We start from the raw sequence: 21,649 nt of genomic DNA on the forward strand, positions 1-21,649 counted from the left end.
GTCCACATTCTCCCGTTTACAGTTGACCAATTTAAGGTAACGCTATGATTTCAGGCATCCTAGCATCTCCAGGCATTGCTTTTGGTAAAGCACTGCTACTTCAAGAAGATGAAATTGTCCTAAATACTCACTCTATTTCAGATGACCAAGTAGAAGCAGAAGTTCAGTGTTTTTATGACGCTCGTAACAAATCTTCTGCTCAGCTAGAAGTGATCAAACAAAAAGCACTTGAAACATTCGGTGAAGAAAAAGAAGCCATCTTTGAAGGCCACATCATGTTGCTTGAAGATGAAGAGCTAGAAGAGGAAATTTTAGCACTCATCAAAAATGACAAAATGCATGCAGACAACGCGATCTATACCGTGATAGAAGAGCAGGCTGCTGCCCTAGAATCTCTTGATGATGAATATCTAAAAGAACGCGCGACAGACATCCGCGATATCGGTACGCGCTTTGTTAAAAATGCACTCGGCATTAATATCGTTTCACTGAGTGATATTAACGAACGGGTGATTCTTGTTGCTTACGATTTAACGCCTTCTGAAACTGCACAAATCAATCTTGATTACGTGCTGGGTTTTGCTTGTGATATCGGTGGTCGTACATCTCATACTTCAATCATGGCACGTTCACTTGAGCTTCCAGCGATTGTTGGTACTAACGACATCACTAAGAAAGTAAAGAATGGCGACATGCTTATTCTTGACGCCATGAACAACAAAATCATCATTAATCCTTCAGAAGCACAGCTTGAAGAAGCGAAAAAAATTCGTGATGATTTTGCTGCGGAAAAAGAAGAGCTCGCAAAACTAAAAGACCTACCTGCTATCACACTCGATGGCCACCAAGTTGAAGTATGCGGTAACATCGGCACAGTAAAAGACTGCGATGGTATTTTACGCAACGGTGGTGAAGGCGTTGGCTTATATCGTACTGAGTTTTTATTCATGGACCGCAGCGCGCTACCAACTGAAGATGAGCAATACCAAGCTTATAAAGAAGTTGCAGAAGCGATGAGTGGTGAAGCGGTGATTATCCGTACCATGGATATCGGTGGTGATAAAGATCTCCCGTACATGGATCTACCAAAAGAGATGAACCCATTTTTGGGCTGGCGCGCGATTCGCATCAGCTTAGACCGTCGTGACATCTTACGAGATCAGCTTCGTGGCATTCTGCGTGCGTCTGCGCATGGTAAACTGCGTATCATGTTCCCGATGATCATCTCTGTAGAAGAAATTCGTGAGCTTAAAAACGCCATTGAAGAATACAAAGAAGAACTTCGTACTGAAGGCTTAGCGTTCGATGAAAATATCGAAATCGGCGTTATGGTTGAAACACCTGCGGCAGCGGCAATTGCGCACCACTTGGCAAAAGAAGTGTCATTTTTCTCTATCGGTACCAATGATTTAACCCAATACACTCTTGCGGTTGACCGTGGTAACGAAATGATTTCACACCTGTATAACCCACTTTCTCCAGCAGTTTTAACCGTGATTAAGCAAGTGATTGATGCTTCACACGCTGAAGGTAAATGGACGGGTATGTGTGGCGAGTTAGCGGGTGATGAACGTGCAACGCTACTTCTACTTGGTATGGGGCTAGATGAATTCTCTATGAGTGGTATCTCTATCCCTAAAGTGAAGAAAGTGATCCGCAACTCAAACTTCGCCGAAGTTAAAGCGATGGCAGAAGAAGCACTCTCTTTCCCAACCGCAGCTGAAATCGAAGCTTGTGTGGAAAAATTCATCGCAGAGAAAACGCAATAATTCGCTAATACCAATGAGATAGACGACTAAAAATAGGTCGTCTATTGTTGGCGATTGGTATACTATAATTCGACAGAATAAAATTAAACGTTAGGAGCATGACACAATGGGTCTGTTTGATAAACTTAAGAAGCTAGTATCTGACGACAGCTCAGATGCAGGTGCGATTGAAATTATTGCCCCTCTTTCTGGTGAAATCGTCAATATCGAAGATGTGCCAGATGTTGTTTTCGCTGAGAAAATTGTTGGTGATGGTATTGCGATTAAACCATCAGGTAACAAAATGGTAGCTCCAGTTAACGGCACTATCGGTAAGATTTTCGAAACTAACCATGCGTTTTCAATCGAGTCTGATGACGGTGTTGAGTTATTCGTCCACTTTGGTATCGACACAGTTGAACTAAAAGGTGAAGGTTTTACTCGTATCGCTCAAGAAGGCCAAGCGGTTAAAGCAGGCGATACTGTTATCGAATTCGACCTAGCGCTTCTTGAAGAGAAAGCAAAATCAACACTAACACCTGTTGTTATCTCTAACATGGACGAAATCAAAGAGCTAAACAAGCTTTCTGGCACCGTCGTTGTTGGTGAAACACCGGTTCTACGTGTAACTAAGTAATTCGTTAAAATTTTTATTACGTAAAAAACGCTGCTGATCTGCAGCGTTTTTTGTTTCTACAAAAACAGCTCAAATCGCACTACAAACCTAACGCGTATTTCAACAGTTTTTCCTTCACTGGGCCTGAATGTTCGGCCAACTTCAATACCGCGTTGCGCACCAACTTTGCTGGCAAAACCTCGTTGCTGAACGTTTTATAAAACAGATCCATTCCTGATTGCATCACTAAGTTATCCGGCCTTCTGCATGTTTCATAATTCCGTAATTGCGCTTGTGTTAAAGCTTCTTGATTTTGTGTCACAGCTAATAACGCTTTTACATCTTTAAACCCTAAATTCACCCCTTGCCCAGCCAGAGGGTTAATCGTGTGTGCTGAATCGCCAACCAAAACACATTGCCGTTTCGCATACGTCTGAGCATGACGACGAGTGAGGGGAAATGCCCCGCACTGCAACACGTTAATATCGCCTAGTTCCTCAGGAAAGGAGGCCAACACTTGCTCCCTTAACTGCTGCTTGTTCATCGCACACAATTGGCGAATTCGTTTTGGTGAGTCATACCATACCAAAGAAGCTTGATTACCCGGCAAAGGAAGAAACGAGCGCGGGCCGGATGGAAAAAATTGCTGCCAAGTAATATCTTGCTGAGGTTGATGAGTTTCGACATTGATCAACATGCAATGGTGTCGATAATCCCACGCGGTAATACCAATTCCCGCCAGCTGCCGCACAAGAGAATTTGCACCATCCGCACCAATCACCCAAGTTGCAGTAAGAGTTGCGCCTGACTCTAAAAGCACGCTATTTTGTTGGCCAAACACAATGTGTTTGAGCTTATCAGGACAAAAAACCTGCAAATTCGGATAGTGCGCAAATTGCCCCCACAATCCGATCTGAATAAGACGATTTTCGACCATATACCCCAGCTGAGGGAGGCCGAGTGCATCGCTATGAAAGCGAGTACGGCACTCTGGGTGCTCCCAGGTTTCTAGGCGGCGATAAGGGCAAACACGCATTTGTGCAATTTCATTCCATGCACCTAAGTCAGTAAGTAACTGAACCGAAGTTTGCGAAATGGCTGATACGCGCAGATCCATTGCTTGGTCTATTGTAAACGCTTCAGGCTCTATACCCTCAACCAGAGCAACCGTGCGACCTTGCTTAGCAAAGCCTATAGCCACTGCCGCCCCAACCATGCCACCGCCAATCACCACCACGTCAAAATTGTTCATTGTTTATACTTAATCGTCTGAGTTTTGAGTCGATTTTCATTGTACGTTTTCAGCTCTTTTTTGCGAATTTTTTTACACAAAAACCCTGCACTTTCTATGGTAAAAATCTAGAGATGACGGAACATGCGAGAGATTTTATTGGATGACTAGTCAGTGACTTTTTAAAGCAGTACAATACGCGGCTTACCGCCGAGATGGCGGCTACAATTTGAGCATTAGTTCAACCAATTTAGACCAATAAGACGAGCGAAAGTGAGATGAGTAAGAAACTGCTAATTAAAACCTGGGGCTGCCAGATGAACGAATACGATTCATCAAAAATGGCCGACCTGCTTAACGCTGCAAACGGCTACGAGCTAACGGAAGAGCCAGAGGAAGCAGATGTATTATTACTTAACACCTGTTCGATCCGAGAAAAAGCACAAGAGAAAGTCTTTCACCAACTGGGTCGTTGGAAAACATTGAAAGATAAAAAACCAGGCGTCGTGATTGGCGTTGGCGGCTGTGTTGCAACCCAAGAAGGTGATCACATCCGTGAACGCGCTCCCTTTGTTGATGTTATTTTTGGCCCGCAAACCCTACACCGCTTGCCAGAAATGATAAAACAATCGCAAACCAACGATGCGCCAGTCATGGACATTTCGTTCCCAGAGATTGAAAAATTCGACCGTTTACCAGAACCAAAAGCAGACGGCGCAACCGCATTCGTCTCTATTATGGAAGGGTGTTCAAAATACTGCACTTACTGCGTAGTACCTTACACTCGCGGTGAAGAAGTCAGCCGCCCAATGGATGACGTGTTGTATGAAATCGCGCAACTCGCGGCGCAAGGTGTACGCGAAGTCAATCTTTTAGGACAAAACGTTAACGCATACCGTGGCCCTATGCACGATGGTGAAATCTGCTCATTTGCCAATCTGCTGCGCTTAGTGGCCTCTATTGATGGTATTGATCGCATTCGATTCACCACCAGCCACCCACTCGAATTTACCGACGATATTATTGCCGTTTATGAAGACACACCTGAGCTGGTGAGTTTCCTACATCTTCCGGTACAAAGTGGTTCAGACCGAATCTTAACCATGATGAAGCGCCCACACACCGCGATTGAGTACAAATCCATTATTCGCAAACTGCGTAAGGCGCGCCCAGAGATACAAATCAGTTCTGACTTTATTGTCGGTTTCCCCGGTGAAACAGATAAAGACTTTCAAGATACAATGAAGCTGATTAAAGACGTTGATTTTGATATGAGCTTCAGCTTTATCTTCTCCCCTCGCCCGGGTACGCCAGCCGCTGATTACCCATGTGATTTATCAGAAGACGCCAAAAAAGAGCGTTTATATGAACTGCAGCAAACAATCAACGCACAAGCGATGCGTTACTCACGTTTGATGTTAGGTACAGAACAACGCGTATTAGTCGAAGGCCCATCTAAGAAAAATCTAATGGAGCTTCGCGCCCGTACCGAAAATAACCGTGTCGTTAACTTTGAAGGCTCCGCCGATCTGATTGGCCAATTTGTCGATGTAAAAATTGTCGATGTGTTTGCCAACTCACTGCGTGGTGAACTTGTTCGCACTGAACAAGCGATGGATCTTCGCACCGTGATTTCACCAACGCAAATGATGGCGAAAACACGTCGAGAAAATGAGCTAGGGGTAGCCACTTTTACACCTTAGGTTTAAGCATAATGTCATACAGTGCTCGATCATAATCGGGCACTGTACCATGGCAAACTGAGAGGCAACATTGAGCAATAAAATTGTTACGCTAGAGATAGATCTAGAACCTTCAGACAACCGCCGTCTTGCTAGCCTGTGCGGTCCATTCGATGACAACATCAAACAATTAGAACGCCGTCTTGGTGTTGAAATTAATCACCGCAGCCAGTTTTTCACCATAGTCGGTAAACCACACACTGCCGCGGCTGCGTTGGATATTATCAAATCTTTGTACGTTAATACCTCACCCATACGTGGTCAAATTCCCGATATCGAACCAGAGCAAATTCATCTAGCCATCAAAGATTCAGGGATCCTTGAGCAGCCGTCTGAATCAAGTATTCAACATGGCAAAGAAGTCTTCATTAAGACCAAGAAAGGGCTGATAAAGCCGCGTACGCCTAACCAAGCTCAGTATCTCGTTAACATGGTGACGCACGACATCAGCTTTGGTATTGGCCCTGCAGGGACAGGTAAAACCTACTTAGCCGTTGCCGCTGCAGTTGATGCGCTAGAGCGCCAAGAAGTTCGTCGAATTTTGTTAACACGCCCGGCGGTTGAAGCAGGTGAAAAATTGGGCTTCCTACCCGGTGATTTAAGCCAAAAAGTCGACCCGTACCTACGACCGCTTTATGACGCGTTGTTTGAAATGCTTGGCTTTGAGCGAGTAGAAAAGCTCATTGAACGCAATGTGATTGAAGTTGCGCCACTCGCTTACATGCGCGGACGTACGCTCAACGATGCTTTTATTATTTTAGATGAAAGTCAAAACACTACCGTTGAACAAATGAAAATGTTCCTGACACGGATTGGGTTTAATTCAAGAGCCGTTATTACGGGTGATGTGACACAAATCGATTTGCCACGTGGCGCTCGTTCAGGTCTTCGCCATGCCATTGAAGTGCTCAATGAAGTTGACGAAATCAGCTTCAACTTCTTTTTGTCTGATGATGTCGTACGTCATCCAGTGGTTGCTCGTATCGTCAACGCTTACGAAAAATGGGAAGCTCAGGACCAAAAAGAGCGTAAAGCTCAAGAGCAACGTCGTCGTGAAGAGCGAGAAGTAAAGTCTGTGGATGTTTCTACTGAAGTGAATACAGTAACCGCAACAAAAAACGTTGGTGAATAATGAGTATCGAACTAGATTTACAATTAGCGGTCAGAAATGAGCAAGGGTTACCTACTTTTGATGAGTTCAGCCATTGGTTAACTCACGCGGTGACCCCATTTCAGGAACAAGCGGAAGTCACTGTGCGAATTGTTGATTCCGAAGAGAGTCAACAGCTCAATCGCGATTACCGAGGAAAAGATAGGCCGACCAACGTGCTATCCTTCCCTTTTGAGATGCCTCCGGGCATAGAGTTGGACCTGCTCGGTGACCTTGTCATTTGCCGCCAAGTGGTGGAACAAGAAGCCGATGAGCAACAAAAACCGTTGATGGCACACTGGGCTCATATGGTTGTACACGGCAGTCTACATCTGCTAGGTTATGATCATATCGATGATGATGAAGCCGAAGAGATGGAATCTCTTGAAACTGAAATTCTGCAAAAAATGGGCTTTGAAGACCCGTATATTGCTGAGAAGGAATAGCTCCAGACAATGAAGCTAGTACCGCTAAAGTCGGTACGATACGTGTGCTATCACACATCTGATAGCGAGGAAAATTAGAGAAACAATGAACGAAGATAACCCCCAGAATTCTGAAGGTCCGAGTAGAAAGTCCTTCTTTGAACGCCTAGGCCAATTATTTCAAGGTGATCCGAGAGATCGCCAAGAGCTTGTGGATGTGATCCGCGACTCTGAAATCAATGACCTTATCGACCATGACACAAGAGATATGCTTGAAGGTGTGATGGAGATTTCTGAGATGCGCGTGCGTGATATTATGATCCCACGCTCACAAATGGTCACTATCGATAAAAACGATGACTTGGATACCTTAATTGCGCTGATCACCGATGCTCAGCACTCACGTTACCCAGTGATCAGTGAAGATAAAGACCATGTTGAAGGCATTCTACTAGCGAAGGACTTACTCAAATATTTAGGTTCAGACAGTGCACCTTTTAACATTTTAGAAGTGATCCGCCCGGCAGTCGTGGTACCAGAAAGTAAACGGGTTGATCGCTTATTGAAGGAGTTCCGAGAGGAGCGTTACCACATGGCGATCGTCGTGGATGAATTCGGTGGCGTGTCTGGCTTAGTGACCATTGAAGATATTTTGGAAGAGATCGTTGGCGACATTGAAGACGAGTTCGATGATGAAGAACAATTGGATATCCGTAAGCTCAGCAAACATACTTTTGCAGTTAAAGCGCTGACCACCATCGAAGAGTTTAACGAAACCTTTGGTACTAAGTTCAGCGATGAAGAAGTAGATACTGTAGGGGGATTGGTGATGACAGCCTTTGGCCACCTGCCAAGCCGTGGCGAAGTTGTAGAAATCGACAAATACAGCTTTAAAGTCACCGCAGCAGACAACCGCCGAGTGGTTCAACTGCAAGTCACTATTCCTGATCTTGAATCACTTCCAGTGATAGCAGAAGAGTGACATAACCCCACTCACATCAGCAGAATGAGATAGATGATTAAAGCACTTTTTCATCGCCTAATGCGGCCGCTTGCGGCCGCTTTTGTTGGCGCATTAACCCCACTCGCTTTTGCTCCTTATCAGTTTTGGCCGCTGGCCATACTCACCCCCATGTTGCTATTGTTGCTCATTAATCAGCAACCAGCTAAAAAAGCAGCATGGATCGGATACTGCTGGGGCTTAGGTTTTTTTGCTTTTGGCATCAGTTGGGTGCACGTCAGTATTGATACCTTTGGTGGTATGCCCAAAATTGCCAGCCTGTTCCTGATGTCATTACTGGTCGGTTATTTAGCCCTTTATTCTGGGCTTTTCGCTGGCTTACTCAACCGTTTTTTCCGCCGTAACACTATCAGCCATTTTTTATTAGCCACCCCTGCGCTTTGGCTAATTACCGATTGGCTTCGAGGCTGGGTAATGACCGGCTTTCCTTGGTTATGGCTTGGTTATAGTCAAATTGATAGCCCGCTTGCCAGTTTCGCACCACTGGGAGGCGTTGAGCTGGTCACCTTCTTCACGCTCCTCTGTTCTAGCGCTCTAGCCATGACGTGGCTTAAGCGCTCTTGGATACTCGTGCTCATTCCTCTGACCATATTGGCGACGGGGTTTGGACTACGCAATTTCGATTGGGTCACTCCCGATCCCAGCACACAAACTCGCGTCGCACTGATTCAAGGTAATATTAAGCAAGCGGAAAAATGGCTTCCCAATCAGCGCTGGCCAACCATTATGGCCTACACCGATCTCAGTCGAGAAAACTGGGACGCGGATATTATCGTATGGCCAGAAGCGGCGATTCCCGCATTTGAATTCGAGATCCCTTCCTATTTGAGTAACTTAGATTCTGCGGCAAAAATGAACGACAGTGCGATTGTCACAGGCGTGCTCAACCAAAGCCCAGAGCGATCTTTTTACAACAGCATTCTGGTACTTGGCACCAACCCTTATGGCGACTACCGTTATGACTCTGACGCTCGCTACCATAAGCATCATTTATTGCCATTTGGTGAGTTTGTGCCATTTGAAGATTGGCTCAGGCCCATCGCACCCTTTTTCAACTTGCCGATGTCTTCATTTAGCCGTGGTGACTATATTCAACCGAATCTGATTGCCAAGGGTAGACACCTAGCCGCGGCACTGTGCTATGAAATCATCTTCAATGAACAAGTCCGAGCGAATGTCACTGATGAAACAGATTTTATCTTAACCCTCTCTAACGATGCGTGGTTTGGGCATTCAAATGGCCCATTGCAACATATGGAGATTGCTCGGATGAGAGCTTTAGAGCTGGGTAAACCGCTCATTCGTTCAACCAACAATGGTGTCACCGCCGTGACGGATCACAAAGGTAAAATAACGCAGCAGATCCCACAATTTGAAACGGCCGTATTGAAAGCAACCATCACGTCGACCAAAGGAGAGACGCCGTATCACGCTGTCGGCACTTGGCCGCTCTACGTCTGGGTGTTACTCAGTTTGATCGTCGGATGGACAAGACGTCACTCACCTCACTCTTAACCTCAAAAAGGCGCATTTCAGCGCCTTTTTGTTGTTTTCTATCAGCAACCATTAAGGTTTTAATGGCTGACGAGTAAAAGCCGTTTGCCCACATTGAATACAAGGCATAATTTCAGTTGGATGATTATACTGGGTTTTATGCCCACAATGGTCACACACTAACATCCCAAGGCCTATCATCTCCCCCGCTTGATACAAACCTTGTCGTTCTAAATCTTGAAACAATTCCACCCATTCCACTTTTGTTTTATCGGTGATTTCAAAAAGCCCCTGCCAAATTGAATTGGTAATCATCAATGAAAATGGGCTGCTTCTACTCTCTTCAAAACTATCCGCGAATTCTTTGAGATCCGCTTTTACATAGGCAGAAATAAGCGCCAATTCATCTTTGGTGAGATTATTGGCAGCATCAACAACCTTACCTGATGTCTGCAAAACTTGGGACATTTCATCAGGACTATGTTTGAGCGTTTCAATCACGTCATCCACAATCTCTTCGTAACTTGTTTTACGTTTTGGCATCACCCACCTCCATCAAACCAGATTGGCTATTGTTGTGTACCCCTGCTTTAGGTATTCTATGTCGATCTATTAGACTCTGTTCTAACCGAACTCACAAATTCCAAGATAACCGGATATCATCGATGCAAGAGCAATATAACCCGCAAGATATTGAACAAAAAGTTCAACAGCACTGGGATGACAACAAGACCTTTGTTGTAAGTGAAGACCCAAATAAAGAAAAATTCTACTGTCTTTCTATGTTCCCATACCCAAGTGGCCGACTGCACATGGGTCACGTGCGTAACTATACTATCGGTGATGTAGTCTCTCGTTTTCAACGTCTGCAAGGTAAAAACGTCATGCAGCCCATTGGTTGGGACGCATTTGGCCTACCCGCTGAAAATGCGGCTGTAAAAAACAAAACGGCACCAGCGCCTTGGACCTACGAAAACATTCAGTACATGAAAAACCAGTTAAAACTGCTAGGTTTTGGCTACGATTGGAGCCGTGAATTCGCCACTTGCACGCCAGAATATTACCGCTGGGAACAAGAGTTCTTCACTAAGCTGTATCAAAAAGGCTTAGTCTATAAAAAAACCTCTTCCGTTAACTGGTGTCCAAACGACCAAACCGTTCTCGCTAACGAGCAAGTTGAAGATGGCTGCTGCTGGCGTTGTGATACACCAGTAGAACAAAAAGAGATCCCACAATGGTTTATTAAGATCACCGCGTACGCACAAGAACTGTTGGATGATTTAGAGAACTTAGAGGGTTGGCCTGAAATGGTCAAAACCATGCAGCGTAACTGGATTGGTCGCTCAGAAGGCGTAGAGCTCAAGTTTGGTGTCAACGGTCATTCAGATCTCGACGTCTATACCACTCGCCCTGATACCTTGATGGGTGTCACTTATGTGGGCATTGCGGCTGGTCATCCATTAGCGACCATTGCAGCGCAAAATAACCCTGCTTTAGCTTCTTTTATTGACGAATGTAAGAACACCAAAGTTGCAGAAGCTGAACTGGCGACCATGGAAAAGAAAGGCATGGATACGGGCCTAACGGCCATTCATCCTTTAAATGGTCGTGAAGTGCCTATTTATATCGCCAACTTTGTGCTGATGGATTACGGTACAGGCGCGGTGATGGCCGTACCTGCTCATGACCAACGTGATTTTGAGTTCGCCACCAAATATGGCCTAGACATCATTCCAGTCATCAAACCAGAAGATGGCTCTGAAGTCGATGTGTCTAGCGATGCGTACACTGAAAAAGGAGTCCTGTTTGGTTCTGGCGAATTTGATGGTTTAGCCTTCCAAGCAGCATTTGATGCTATTGCAGCCAAGCTGGAGGCTGAAGGTAAAGGCAAGAAAACCGTTAATTTCCGTCTACGTGACTGGGGGGTTTCTCGCCAACGTTACTGGGGCGCGCCGATTCCTATGGTGACCACTGAAGATGGCCAAGTTCACCCAGTGCCAATTGATCAACTGCCCGTCATTCTACCAGAAGATGTTGTGATGGATGGTGTAACTAGCCCAATCAAAGCCGACAAAGAGTGGGCCAAAACCACCTTTAATGGCGAGCCTGCACTACGTGAAACCGATACCTTCGATACGTTTATGGAGTCGTCTTGGTATTACGCTCGTTACTGTTCACCACAAGCGGACGATATTTTAGACCCAGCGAAGGCAAACTACTGGTTACCAGTAGACCAATACATCGGTGGTATTGAGCATGCTTGTATGCACCTGCTCTACTCACGCTTCTTCCATAAGCTATTGCGTGATGCAGGCTATGTCACTTCAGATGAACCTTTCAAGCAACTACTTTGCCAAGGCATGGTATTGGCTGATGCGTTCTACCACACGAACGAGAAAGGCACCAAAGAGTGGGTAGCGCCAACTGACGTAAAAGTGGAACGCGACGGTAAAGGCCGCATCACTCAAGCCGTAGACAACCAAGGCCGCAACGTTGAGCACTCAGGCATGATCAAAATGTCTAAGTCGAAAAACAACGGTATCGACCCGCAAGAGATGGTTGATAAGTATGGCGCCGATACGGTTCGTCTATTCATGATGTTTGCCTCTCCGGCTGACATGACGCTTGAATGGCAAGAGTCTGGTGTAGAAGGTGCTAACCGCTTCCTAAAACGCGTCTGGAAACTGGTTGCAGAACATAGCGCTAAAGGTGTGGCTGAAGCGGTAGATAGCGCCTCTCTTACTGGTGAACAAAAAGCGCTGCGTCGTGATGTGCATAAAACCATCGCCAAAGTGACTGACGATATTGCACGCCGCCAGACGTTCAATACCGCCATTGCTGCGATTATGGAGTTGATGAATAAACTCACTAAAGCGTCACAAGAATCCGTGCAAGATCGGGCTATTCTCGACGAGGCTTTAAAAGCGGTTGTCAGCATGCTTTACCCAATCACTCCTCATATCAGCTTTGAACTGTGGAATGCACTGGGTGAGAGTGATGTAGATAATACCGTGTGGCCGACCTACGACGAATCCGCCCTAGTGGAAGATGAAAAACTGATCGTCCTACAAGTTAACGGAAAACTTCGTGGTAAGCTGACCGTAGCCGCTGATGCAAGTAAAGATCAGGTTGAAGCACTCGGTTTAGCGGACGAGAACGTCATGAAATTTACGGATGGCTTAACCGTTCGTAAAGTTATCTATGTACCAGGTAAGTTACTGAACATCGTTGCGAACTAATATCGCAGCCTAATGTCGTAATAACTGGTTTATCAACAGGGTAGCTCGCTGCCCTGTTGATTTATCTTAGCGTTCTTACCCACAGAGCTATAGAGCGCTAAGATAAGTCACCTAAATATATGAGAACTTAACCCCAATGCGCCAAATTTCGTCTTACTCTCTGAAATTATCGTTAATTGTTATTATGAGCAGCCTACTCTCCGCTTGCGGCTTTCATCTTCGTGGCGATTACTCCGTTCCTGAAGAGCTCAATCGAGTCTCTGTCACCAGCTACGACCAATACAGTACCTTCACTCGTATGGTAAAAAATCAATTACGAATGAGTGACATTGAGATTGTTTCCCCCTCAGAGACGGTGCCAAACATCTATCTAATAAACGAGAGTGTTGGTGAACGGACGCTTTCGCTTTATCAAAATACTCGTGCTGCTGAATTGGAATTGACGTTCAACGCCTCCTATAGCGTCACCCTACCTGAAGTGGGGATAAAAACGTTTTCAACCAGTGTGACTCGTAGCTATCTTGATAACCCATTAACTGCTCTCGCTAAATCGGTAGAGCGAGACATGATTGAAGATGAGATGCGCAAACTAGCCGCAACTCAAATTTTACGCCAAATGGCACGTCTAAAAGCCGATATTGCAGCGAATGAACATCAACTTGAACAACAAGAAAATGAACAGCAGCGAACAGACCAGCAGGCCTATGAGATAAACACCGTGGAAAGTGAACCGTCACAATTCACGGCTCCTGCGACAAACTAAAGGCGAGTAATGAGAATATTTGCTGACAAGCTGGCCGATCACTTAAACAAGCCCTTGATGGGGCTTTACTTACTGTTTGGCAACGAACCGCTATTGCTGCAAGAATCACGCGTGGCGATAGAGAAAAAAGCATTAGAACAAGGATTTGAAGAACGCCATCGTTTCAGTGCCGATGCCCATTTAAACTGGGATCAAGTCTATGACTGCTGCCAAGCTTTAAGTTTATTTTCCAGCAAAAAAATCATTGAAATTGAATTACCTGAAACGGGTGCAAATGCGGCAACAGCGAAAGAGCTCGTCGCCCTAGGTCAATCGCTTCATCCTGACGTACTACTTGTGATCATCGGTGAGAAATTGACCAAAGCACAAGAAAGCACTAAATGGTTTAAGACACTCTCAAGCCTAGGATGTTGGGTGAGTTGCTTAACCCCGGATATCAGCAAACTGCCACAATTTGTCATGATGCGCTGCCGCGCATTGGGGCTAAAACCTGATCAAGAAGCAGTGCAGATGCTGGCGCAATGGCATGAAGGCAATCTGTTCGCACTATCTCAAAGCTTAGAAAAACTCGCGCTACTCTATCCAGATGGCTTACTGACGCTGATCCGCTTAGAAGAGTCATTAAGCCGACATAACCACTTCACTGTCTTTCACTGGGTCGATGCGCTGCTCGAAGGGCAAGCGAATCGGTCACAACGTATTTTACGCCAGCTCATTACCGAAGGCACTGAGCCTGTGATTCTGATACGTAGCCTACAAAAAGAGCTGCTGCTGCTGCTGCAAATGCATCAAGATTTAACCCAAATGCCGATTGGCTCAATCTTTGATAAGTACCGAATTTGGCAATCCAAGCGACCTTGGTACGCGGCAAGCTTAAAAAGACTATCGAGAGATAAACTCAAACAGCTGATTGCATTACTCACCCAAGCCGAAAGAGTAACTAAAACTCAGTATGAAACCTCAACTTGGCCAATATTGCAGCAAATCAGTGTCGAATTTTGCTTGCCACAGTCCGTTGTATCAAAGTTGGCTTGAAGGCGTGTTATACTCCGCGCCATTTTGTCAGTAACCAGACCAATTTTTAAAAGAGATGACGCTTGCAACACCACGAATTGAAAGACTTTCTTGCCGATAAAGCCGACGATATGAAAGCCATTGATATCAAAACCTTAGATGTTAAGGGAAAATCTAGCATCACCGATTACATGATCATTTGCACAGGCACATCAAAACGACATGTAGCCTCGATTGCCGAACATGTCGCAACTGAAGTCAAAAAAGTGGGCATGGAACCACTGGGTATGGATGGCGAAAGTGAAGGCGAATGGGTCGTACTAGACATGGGCAGCAGCATGTTGCATGTTATGCAAGAAGAGCATCGTGATCTGTACCAGCTTGAAAAACTTTGGAGTTAAGTTTTGAAAATTCAGTTGATTGCCGTTGGTACCAAAATGCCGAAATGGGTAGAAGAAGGCTTTCAAGAGTACCGCCGACGTTTTCCACACGATATGCCGCTTGAATTAGTGGAGATACAAGCGGGCAAACGTGGCAAAAATGCGGATATTGCAAGAATTTTGCAAAAAGAAGGCGAAGCTATGCTCGCGGCCGTGCCAAAAAGCAATCGAATTGTTACTCTCGATATTCCAGGTAAGCGTTGGGATACCGAACAACTGGCGGAACAACTTGAAAGTTGGAAGCTCGATGCCCGTGATGTATCGATTTTAATTGGTGGCCCTGAAGGGCTTTCTCCTGCATGCAAAGCCGCCGCAGAGCAGAGCTGGTCGCTTTCGCCGTTGACACTTCCTCACCCTTTGGTTCGAGTGGTCATGGCAGAGAGTTTGTACCGCGCTTGGAGTATTACGGCTAATCACCCTTATCACCGAGAATAACTATTCATGTTACGTAAGCGTAGCCAAATTCGTGACTACCAATCAGAAGCTCGGCTGTTTCGCAACCGAGCAATTGTCTCTTTTATCGCGATCATCATGCTGGTGGGCGTTCTGCTTACCAATTTGTACCATATTCAAATTAACCAATATCAAGATTACAAAACGCGATCCAACGATAACCGAATCAAAATCGTCCCGATTGCGCCTAATCGAGGGTTAATTTATGACCGCAATGGTGTGCTACTAGCGGAAAACCGCCCAGTATTCAACTTAGAGATCACACCTGAGCAAGTGCGCGATATGGATGATACGATCACGCGCTTACAGCAATACCTGACCATCTCACCAGAAAAAATTGCCACCTTTGAAAAAGAGCGTCGTCAGACACGCCGGTTTAATTCAGTGCCGCTTTTGACACAGTTAACACCGGAAGAAGTGGCTATTTTTTCGGTCAATCAGCACAAGTTTCCCGGTGTATCAGTAAGCGCAAGCTTAAAGCGCTACTACCCCTATGGTGAAGTTCTCACTCATGTTATCGGTTATGTATCTAGAATCAATGACCGAGATATGGAACGTCTAGAACGCGAAGAGCGCTCAGCCAATTACCAAGCCACTCGTGATATTGGCAAACTGGGGATTGAACGCTTTTATGAGGATGTGCTGCACGGCACGGCTGGCTACCAAGAAGTTGAGGTCAATAGCCGAGGACGCATCATTCGCACCTTAAAATACGTCCCTCCCGTGGCAGGGAAAGACATTGTGTTAAGCTTGGACATTGATCTGCAGCTTTATGTGCACAAGTTGTTGGATGGCCGGCGAGGTTCAATTGTAGTGCTCGATCCAAAAGATAACGGTGTCCTTACCATGGCATCAAGTCCAAGCTACGATCCAAACCCATTCGTACATGGTATTTCTAGCGCCGCCTACAACGAACTTCTCAATGACCCAGACCGCCCGTTAGTCAATCGAGCGACACTTGGTATTTACCCTCCCGGCTCAACGATTAAACCTTTTATTGCTGTCGCTGCACTTCAAGAAGGGGTTATAACCCCAACAACAACACGTAATGATCCTGGTTATTGGGTGATACCAAACTCCAAAACGCGGCCCTTCCGAGACTGGTTGCGCTGGGGGCATGGGCGAGTGGACATTAATAAGGCACTCGAAGAGTCTGTCGATACCTTCTTTTACCAAATCGCCTACGACTTGGGTATTGATCGTCTCTCTAGTTGGATGATGAAATTTGGCTTTGGTGACTATACAGGTTTAGACATTTATGAAGAAGGCAAAGCGAACATGCCAACGCGTGAATGGAAAATGGCACGTCACCGCACCCCTTGGTATCAAGGTGATACGATTCCGGTCGGCATTGGTCAAGGGTATTGGACATCAACACCGATGCAAATTGCCAAAGCGACTTCCGTGCTGGTTAATCACGGCAAAGTGATTGCGCCGCATTTATTGCGTTCGACGCTCAAAAATGGTGAAGAGTTTAGCAGGCAAGAGCTTTCAGAATTAGAAACTTCGCCACCGATCGAAGGGGTGCCGAAACGCTATTGGGACATCGCAATCAATGGCATGCGTCTTGTAAACCACGGTAAAAAAGGAACCGCACGGCGCTCATTTACCAATATGAAATATGTCAGCGCTGGAAAATCTGGAACTGCGCAAGTGTTTGGCTTGGCAGAAAACCAAGTGTATAAGGCCGATGAATTAGCCGAACACCTTCGTGACCATGCCCTATTCACAGGCTTTGCGCCTGTAGATGACCCGCAGCTTATTGTCACTCTGGTACTCGAAAACGCAGGGGGAGGTTCTGGCAATGGTGGACCCGTTGTTAGGAAAATATTTGACCGCGCCATTCTAGGTAAAGAGGCTGAAAAATAATGGAACTGGATCCTTCAACAGGACAAAATCGAGCGCTTTTTGAGCGTTTGCACATCGACTTGCCATTACTGCTGGGTATTTTGTTATTGATGGGGTTTGGGCTGGTCGTGATGTACAGCGCCAGCGGTCAGAGCTTAACTATGATGGATCGCCAAGCCATGCGCATGGTACTGGCTCTCGGTGTGATGATCTTTCTTGCTCAAATTTCCCCAAGAACTTATGAGTCTCTTGCACCCTTTATGTTTTTCTGTGGCGTACTGTTGTTGCTCGGCGTGCTGTTTTTTGGCGAATCGTCCAAGGGAGCTCAGCGCTGGTTAAATTTAGGCTTTGTTCGTTTTCAGCCCTCAGAATTGCTTAAACTCGCAGTGCCTCTCATGGTTGCTCGCTACATAGGGAAACGTTCTCTTCCACCCACCTTTAAAACCCTAGTCGTTTCGCTGTTAATGGTGTTTATCCCTACCGTGCTAATCGCGAAGCAGCCCGATCTTGGCACTTCAATATTGATTGCAGCCTCCGGCATTTTTGTCATTTTCTTATCTGGAATAAGCTGGCGAATCATTTTTTCTGCCGCCGTGGCTTTGGGTGGCTTCATACCTGTGCTTTGGTTCTTTCTGATGCGTGAATATCAAAAAACCCGAGTCAGAACACTTTTCAATCCGGAATCCGATCCACTCGGTGCAGGCTATCATATCATTCAGAGTAAAATAGCCATTGGGTCTGGTGGGTTGTCAGGAAAAGGATGGCTACACGGCACACAGTCGCAACTTGAATTCTTACCTGAGCGGCACACCGACTTCATTTTTGCCGTCATTGCTGAAGAGTGGGGCATGATTGGCATCTTGTGTTTACTCGCTATTTATCTCTTTATCATCGGACGTGGTCTATACCTCGCGAGCAACGCGCAAACGGCTTTTGGGCGAATGATGGCAGGAAGTATTGTACTCAGCTTCTTTGTTTACGTTTTTGTAAACATAGGTATGGTCAGTGGTATTTTACCCGTGGTTGGTGTTCCCTTAGCCCTCATCAGCTATGGTGGTACTTCCATGGTCACTCTCATGGCTGGCTTTGGCATACTGATGTCTATCCACACTCACCGAAAAGCATTTTCTAAGGCAACCTAAGCATGAGAAACTCCCTATTTATCTTTATATTAACGAGTCTATTTCTCATCGGTTGTAGCTCTTCAAGCCGCTATTCAATAACAGACGACGTGGCCCCTAACACGCCACTCTCGGTTGAGCATATTGAAGATGCACATCCGCAATACGAACCCTATAGTTTGGGCGGCAACAAGAATTACACTTTGAGAGGCATAAACTACACCATTGTCAAAGAGGCCAAAGGATTTACAGAGAAAGGCCAAGCCTCGTGGTATGGAAAAAAGTTTCATGGACATCTGACATCCAACGGTGAAATCTACGACATGTATTCGATGACGGCCGCCCATAAAACGTTGCCGTTACCCAGCTACGTTAAAGTAACGAATTTAGATAACAAAAAAACCGCGATCGTTCGGGTAAACGATCGCGGTCCCTTTCATGAGGGACGAATTATTGATTTAAGTTACGCTGCCGCTTACAAATTGGGTGTAGTTCAAACCGGGACTGCGAATGTGGCTATCGAAGTCATCACCATCGATAAACCCATCACGACGTCACCACAGAAAAAGAAGGTTCAATATCTCATCCAAGTTGCCTCTGCAAAATCAGAGCAAAGAATACGAACTTTATCCGAACAATTGAGTCAAACATTGACGGTTGAAAGCTTTGTAGACAGTGTGAATGGCAGTCATCGCGTATTTTTAGGGCCATTTAATGACGATGCCCTGACTCAACAAACGCTAGAAAAAGTTAAATTACTCGGTTACGAGACCGCCTTCATCAAAGCGCAACCCGTCACTCAGTGACTTATCAAATCCAGTGATCTTGATTCAAGCTCTGGTTTGATAGGTCGTTTCTGTTAAGATATGGACAGTTAATAAGATAATTTGCATTCCTCATGAAAAAACACACATTCTTAAAACCGATTCTAGCGTCTTCTATTGCGCTTTCTGCAACCTTTACTAGCTCAGTATTTTCTGCGCCTATCGTGATACCTGATGCTCCTCAGATTGCCGCTAAAGGCTATGTGTTGATGGACTACCATTCAGGTAAAGTGCTGGCAGAAAAAGAGATGAACACCAAACTTTCACCTGCAAGTTTGACGAAAATGATGACCAGCTACGTGATTGGCCAAGAACTGAAACGTGGCAATATCTCTCCACAAGATAAAGTGGTGGTCAGTAAAAATGCGTGGGCTAAAAACTTCCCTGACTCTTCTAAAATGTTTATTGAAGTCGGCACTACAGTTACCGTAGAAGAACTGAACAAAGGTATCATCATTCAGTCTGGTAATGACGCTTGCGTGGCGATGGCTGAACACATTGCTGGCTCAGAAGACGCTTTTGTTGACCTAATGAATGCGTGGGCAAGTTCACTAAAAATGAGCAATACGCACTTTGCTAACGTACACGGTCTAGATAACCCAAATCTCTATTCAACTCCATATGACATGGCGCTACTAGGTCAAGCGTTGATTCGTGATGTACCAAACGAGTACCGTATTTATTCAGAGCAGAAATATACCTATAACGGGATTACCCAGTACAACCGAAATGGTTTGCTGTGGGATAAAAGTATGAACGTAGATGGTATTAAAACCGGTCATACGAGTAATGCTGGGTACAGTTTAGTTAGCTCTGCAACGGAAGGGAAAATGCGCCTCGTTGCTGTGGTTATGGGGACCAAAGATGAAAATGCTCGTAAATCAGAAAGTAAAAAACTTCTGAGCTATGGCTTTAGATTCTTCGAAACCGTTGCGCCACACAAAGCAGGTGAAACATTCGTCGAAGAAAAAATCTGGATGGGTGACAAGGATAAAGTGGCGCTTGGTGTCAATGAAGATACTTACGTTACACTCCCTCGCGGTCAAGCGAAGGATCTCAGCGCAAGCTTTGTTCTTGAAAAAGAGCTCAGAGCGCCAATAAGCCAAGGCGATGTGGTCGGTAAGCTTTACTACCAGCTTGATGGCAAAGACGTGGCTGAATACCCTCTTTTGGCATTAGAAAATGTGGATGAAGGCAGCATATTTAGCCGTCTTTGGGACTACATTATATTGCTTTTCAAAGGGTTATTCTGATATCCCTTGTAGAAGATAAAACAAAGCCGCCTTACCGCGGCTTTGTGATTATTGAGTTCCATCAACATTCGCTGTAGTATTCGCCACCGCTAATCGAATTATCAACGGGAGTTTCCATTATGCTGACTATCAACTCTGATGCAAAACTCAAAGACTTACTCGAGTTTCCTTGTTCATTTACCTACAAGGTGATGGGCCACGCAAAGCCCGAACTTCCAGAGAAGGTTCTTGAAGTAATCCAACGTCACGCTCCAGGTGATTACAGCCCACGAGTTAAACCCAGTGCAAAAGGGACTTATCACTCCTTATCGATTAACATTACCGCCACCTCTATCGAGCAAGTTGAAATACTGTACAAAGAGCTAGGCGAGATCGATATCGTACGTATGGTTCTGTAGCCCAAAAACCGTGATTGAGATGCCTAGCCTCTCATTTTTTGATTTATTCAATTTTTTTTGAAAGCAGCTTAGGCTGCTTTTTTAATATAAATCATATAGCTAGCATATACCCCATCACACTAAGGACAAATTTATCGTCCTCATTAGTAGTCCATTCGCTGGAAGAAGTTTATAATCCAAAAACTTTATTTATACGGTAGATGAGTCACGCTGATGTTAAATTCGCTTGTTGTAAAACGTCTGGGTCGCCAAGAATACCTTCCTGTATGGGAAGCTATGCATGAATTTACCGATACAAGAACCGAAAGCACACAGGATCAGGTTTGGCTTGTCGAACATCAACCAGTTTTTACCCAAGGCCAAGCAGGTAAAGCTGAGCATCTTCTCAATACTGGCGATATTCCAGTGGTACAAAGTGACCGAGGCGGCCAAGTTACCTACCATGGTCCAGGCCAACTGGTGGCTTATTTCTTGATCGATTTGCGCCGCAAAAAATTAGGTGTAAGAGAGTTAGTGACCAAAATTGAACAGATCGTGATCAATACCTTGCAAGCATACCGTATTGACTCAGCCGCAAGACCAGATGCCCCTGGTGTCTATGTCAAAGGGAAAAAAATCTGCTCTCTTGGGTTACGGATCCGTAAAGGTTGTTCGTTTCATGGTTTAGCGCTAAACGTCAACATGGATCTCTCCCCTTTCCTACGCATTAACCCTTGTGGCTATCAGGGTTTAGAAATGGCCCAAGTCAGTGAACTGGGCGGCCCGACAGAACTACAAACCGTAGAAAAACAACTTATAATAGAACTCGTTAACATATTGGCTTACGAGCAAGTAGAATTCAGCACAGAAGCACCTCTTCAAAGGTAAAA

At 45.3% G+C, this 21,649-nt stretch carries 20 protein-coding genes; 18 read left to right on the top strand and 2 right to left on the bottom strand.

What is annotated here, in order from left to right:
* The first annotated feature begins 44 nt into the window (after positions 1-44).
* Positions 45-1,769 carry a phosphoenolpyruvate-protein phosphotransferase PtsI gene (ptsI, locus tag AACQ42_RS03010; protein WP_013857325.1) on the top strand — a complete coding sequence of 575 codons (1,725 nt, stop codon included), beginning with the start codon at positions 45-47 and terminating at the stop codon, positions 1,767-1,769.
* A 106-nt stretch (positions 1,770-1,875) separates the two neighbouring features.
* Positions 1,876-2,385: a PTS glucose transporter subunit IIA gene (gene crr / locus AACQ42_RS03015; RefSeq protein ID WP_010317358.1), complete on the top strand. Its 510-nt coding sequence runs from the start codon at positions 1,876-1,878 to the stop codon at positions 2,383-2,385.
* Between the two features lie 79 nt (positions 2,386-2,464).
* Here crr and AACQ42_RS03020 read toward each other — a convergent pair whose 3' ends face one another.
* Positions 2,465-3,616, bottom strand: coding sequence for a 2-octaprenyl-3-methyl-6-methoxy-1,4-benzoquinol hydroxylase (locus tag AACQ42_RS03020; protein ID WP_094165693.1), 1,152 nt, complete (start codon positions 3,614-3,616; stop codon positions 2,465-2,467).
* Between the two features lie 257 nt (positions 3,617-3,873).
* Here AACQ42_RS03020 and miaB point away from each other — a divergent pair, with 257 nt between their 5' ends.
* The 5 genes from miaB to lnt all read left to right on the top strand — a co-directional run bounded on the left by miaB (position 3,874) and on the right by lnt (position 9,448).
* Positions 3,874-5,298 carry a tRNA (N6-isopentenyl adenosine(37)-C2)-methylthiotransferase MiaB gene (gene miaB, locus AACQ42_RS03025; RefSeq protein ID WP_017048014.1) on the top strand — a complete coding sequence of 475 codons (1,425 nt, stop codon included), beginning with the start codon at positions 3,874-3,876 and terminating at the stop codon, positions 5,296-5,298.
* 70 nt (positions 5,299-5,368) lie between these two features.
* Complete coding sequence (locus tag AACQ42_RS03030; protein ID WP_017045820.1) at positions 5,369-6,469, top strand: PhoH family protein; 1,101 nt, start codon at positions 5,369-5,371, stop codon at positions 6,467-6,469.
* Positions 6,469-6,933: an rRNA maturation RNase YbeY gene (gene ybeY / locus AACQ42_RS03035; RefSeq protein WP_094165694.1), complete on the top strand. Its 465-nt coding sequence runs from the start codon at positions 6,469-6,471 to the stop codon at positions 6,931-6,933. Before AACQ42_RS03030 ends, ybeY begins: the two co-directional genes overlap by 1 nt.
* Before the next feature lie 85 nt (positions 6,934-7,018).
* Complete coding sequence (gene corC, locus AACQ42_RS03040) at positions 7,019-7,894, top strand: CNNM family magnesium/cobalt transport protein CorC (RefSeq protein ID WP_010317353.1); 876 nt, start codon at positions 7,019-7,021, stop codon at positions 7,892-7,894.
* 33 nt (positions 7,895-7,927) lie between these two features.
* Positions 7,928-9,448, top strand: a complete 1,521-nt coding sequence (gene lnt / locus AACQ42_RS03045) for an apolipoprotein N-acyltransferase (RefSeq protein WP_094165695.1) — start codon at positions 7,928-7,930, stop codon at positions 9,446-9,448.
* Between the two features lie 51 nt (positions 9,449-9,499).
* On the opposite strand, the gene AACQ42_RS03050 is transcribed toward lnt, so the two are convergent.
* On the bottom strand, positions 9,500-9,970 hold the full coding sequence (locus tag AACQ42_RS03050) for a zinc ribbon-containing protein (RefSeq protein WP_029388304.1): 471 nt from the start codon (positions 9,968-9,970) through the stop codon (positions 9,500-9,502).
* A gap of 122 nt (positions 9,971-10,092) precedes the next feature.
* Here AACQ42_RS03050 and leuS point away from each other — a divergent pair, with 122 nt between their 5' ends.
* The 11 genes from leuS (at position 10,093) to lipB (ending at position 21,647) form a co-directional block, all read left to right on the top strand.
* Positions 10,093-12,666, top strand: coding sequence for a leucine--tRNA ligase (gene leuS / locus AACQ42_RS03055; protein WP_094165696.1), 2,574 nt, complete (start codon positions 10,093-10,095; stop codon positions 12,664-12,666).
* 136 nt (positions 12,667-12,802) lie between these two features.
* On the top strand, positions 12,803-13,429 hold the full coding sequence (locus AACQ42_RS03060) for an LPS-assembly lipoprotein LptE (RefSeq protein WP_094165697.1): 627 nt from the start codon (positions 12,803-12,805) through the stop codon (positions 13,427-13,429).
* 9 nt (positions 13,430-13,438) lie between these two features.
* Positions 13,439-14,464, top strand: a complete 1,026-nt coding sequence (holA, locus tag AACQ42_RS03065; protein ID WP_013857334.1) for a DNA polymerase III subunit delta — start codon at positions 13,439-13,441, stop codon at positions 14,462-14,464.
* A gap of 62 nt (positions 14,465-14,526) precedes the next feature.
* Entirely contained in the window at positions 14,527-14,844 is a 318-nt protein-coding gene (gene rsfS / locus AACQ42_RS03070) for a ribosome silencing factor (RefSeq protein ID WP_013857335.1), read from the top strand.
* Positions 14,845-14,847: 3 nt separating this feature from the next.
* The gene (gene rlmH, locus AACQ42_RS03075; RefSeq protein WP_013857336.1) at positions 14,848-15,318 is read left to right on the top strand and encodes a 23S rRNA (pseudouridine(1915)-N(3))-methyltransferase RlmH; all 471 of its coding nucleotides are present in this window, start codon (positions 14,848-14,850) and stop codon (positions 15,316-15,318) included.
* Between the two features lie 6 nt (positions 15,319-15,324).
* Positions 15,325-17,205: a penicillin-binding protein 2 gene (gene mrdA / locus AACQ42_RS03080; RefSeq protein WP_013857337.1), complete on the top strand. Its 1,881-nt coding sequence runs from the start codon at positions 15,325-15,327 to the stop codon at positions 17,203-17,205.
* Positions 17,205-18,326 (top strand): rod shape-determining protein RodA, encoded by a 1,122-nt coding sequence (gene rodA, locus AACQ42_RS03085; protein WP_013857338.1) that lies wholly within the window; start codon positions 17,205-17,207, stop codon positions 18,324-18,326. The genes mrdA and rodA overlap by 1 nt, the downstream gene beginning before the upstream one ends.
* 2 nt (positions 18,327-18,328) lie before the next feature.
* Positions 18,329-19,111 carry a septal ring lytic transglycosylase RlpA family protein gene (locus tag AACQ42_RS03090; RefSeq protein ID WP_017045827.1) on the top strand — a complete coding sequence of 261 codons (783 nt, stop codon included), beginning with the start codon at positions 18,329-18,331 and terminating at the stop codon, positions 19,109-19,111.
* A 92-nt stretch (positions 19,112-19,203) separates the two neighbouring features.
* Positions 19,204-20,382, top strand: coding sequence for a serine hydrolase (locus tag AACQ42_RS03095; protein ID WP_017045828.1), 1,179 nt, complete (start codon positions 19,204-19,206; stop codon positions 20,380-20,382).
* Between the two features lie 119 nt (positions 20,383-20,501).
* Positions 20,502-20,780: a DUF493 family protein YbeD gene (ybeD, locus tag AACQ42_RS03100; protein ID WP_010317329.1), complete on the top strand. Its 279-nt coding sequence runs from the start codon at positions 20,502-20,504 to the stop codon at positions 20,778-20,780.
* Positions 20,781-20,993: 213 nt separating this feature from the next.
* Positions 20,994-21,647 carry a lipoyl(octanoyl) transferase LipB gene (lipB, locus tag AACQ42_RS03105; RefSeq protein WP_094165698.1) on the top strand — a complete coding sequence of 218 codons (654 nt, stop codon included), beginning with the start codon at positions 20,994-20,996 and terminating at the stop codon, positions 21,645-21,647.
* Positions 21,648-21,649 lie beyond the last annotated feature (2 nt).

Origin of the sequence: Vibrio sp. V12_P9A6T4 (assembly GCF_963874835.1) — a bacterium.
GTDB classification, from domain to species: Bacteria; Pseudomonadota; Gammaproteobacteria; order Enterobacterales; family Vibrionaceae; genus Vibrio; species Vibrio anguillarum.

Excerpts from the sequence above, each read along its gene's own strand:
- ptsI (WP_013857325.1), top strand. The coding sequence starts at position 45 with ATGATTTCAGGCATCCTAGCATCTCCAGGCATTGCTTTTGGTAAAGCA.
- crr (WP_010317358.1), top strand. The coding sequence starts at position 1,876 with ATGGGTCTGTTTGATAAACTTAAGAAGCTAGTATCTGACGACAGCTCA.
- AACQ42_RS03020 (WP_094165693.1), bottom strand. The coding sequence starts at position 3,616 with ATGAACAATTTTGACGTGGTGGTGATTGGCGGTGGCATGGTTGGGGCG.
- miaB (WP_017048014.1), top strand. The coding sequence starts at position 3,874 with ATGAGTAAGAAACTGCTAATTAAAACCTGGGGCTGCCAGATGAACGAA.
- ybeY (WP_094165694.1), top strand. The coding sequence starts at position 6,469 with ATGAGTATCGAACTAGATTTACAATTAGCGGTCAGAAATGAGCAAGGG.
- corC (WP_010317353.1), top strand. The coding sequence starts at position 7,019 with ATGAACGAAGATAACCCCCAGAATTCTGAAGGTCCGAGTAGAAAGTCC.
- lnt (WP_094165695.1), top strand. The coding sequence starts at position 7,928 with ATGATTAAAGCACTTTTTCATCGCCTAATGCGGCCGCTTGCGGCCGCT.
- AACQ42_RS03050 (WP_029388304.1), bottom strand. The coding sequence starts at position 9,970 with ATGCCAAAACGTAAAACAAGTTACGAAGAGATTGTGGATGACGTGATT.
- leuS (WP_094165696.1), top strand. The coding sequence starts at position 10,093 with ATGCAAGAGCAATATAACCCGCAAGATATTGAACAAAAAGTTCAACAG.
- AACQ42_RS03060 (WP_094165697.1), top strand. The coding sequence starts at position 12,803 with ATGCGCCAAATTTCGTCTTACTCTCTGAAATTATCGTTAATTGTTATT.
- holA (WP_013857334.1), top strand. The coding sequence starts at position 13,439 with ATGAGAATATTTGCTGACAAGCTGGCCGATCACTTAAACAAGCCCTTG.
- mrdA (WP_013857337.1), top strand. The coding sequence starts at position 15,325 with ATGTTACGTAAGCGTAGCCAAATTCGTGACTACCAATCAGAAGCTCGG.
- rodA (WP_013857338.1), top strand. The coding sequence starts at position 17,205 with ATGGAACTGGATCCTTCAACAGGACAAAATCGAGCGCTTTTTGAGCGT.
- AACQ42_RS03090 (WP_017045827.1), top strand. The coding sequence starts at position 18,329 with ATGAGAAACTCCCTATTTATCTTTATATTAACGAGTCTATTTCTCATC.
- AACQ42_RS03095 (WP_017045828.1), top strand. The coding sequence starts at position 19,204 with ATGAAAAAACACACATTCTTAAAACCGATTCTAGCGTCTTCTATTGCG.
- ybeD (WP_010317329.1), top strand. The coding sequence starts at position 20,502 with ATGCTGACTATCAACTCTGATGCAAAACTCAAAGACTTACTCGAGTTT.
- lipB (WP_094165698.1), top strand. The coding sequence starts at position 20,994 with ATGTTAAATTCGCTTGTTGTAAAACGTCTGGGTCGCCAAGAATACCTT.